The organism is Levilactobacillus enshiensis (assembly GCF_007115095.1).
GTDB lineage: Bacteria > Bacillota > Bacilli > Lactobacillales > Lactobacillaceae > Levilactobacillus > Levilactobacillus enshiensis.
This window is the reverse complement of the sequence record NZ_SULH01000047.1, coordinates 1-285: the sequence shown is the minus strand read 5'-3', so window position 1 is coordinate 285 and position 285 is coordinate 1. Positions and strand designations below refer to the sequence as shown.

Annotated in this window: 1 protein-coding gene; it reads right to left on the bottom strand. The window is 35.8% G+C overall.

All coding sequences use genetic code 11. The annotated features are described in order from the left end of the window. The coding region (locus tag FAY32_RS14520; RefSeq protein WP_143464136.1) for a hypothetical protein at positions 1-285 on the bottom strand (285 nt) is incomplete at both ends.

Sequence of the window (285 nt, the reverse complement as noted above, 5' to 3'; positions counted from 1 at the left end):
CTTTTACTTGATCGCTGTTGAATTATCTTTTGACCCTTACCTCTTCTTTTTGATTTTAGGTCAAGCGTAAAATCTGAAATTTTATTTTGATCTAGCTTACTTAAATGACCGATTTCTTTAAAGTTTAAACCGGCTTTGGGAAAGCGATAAATATTACCAAGATCGACCCAGGAAGGTTTCTTCAACCCAGCGGATTGCCAATCTTGAATCGGATAATATTGTTGCTTGATATAAGCCGACTTCTTTTCATACTGACTAGTAATTTTAAAAGCCTCGACCGTCTGT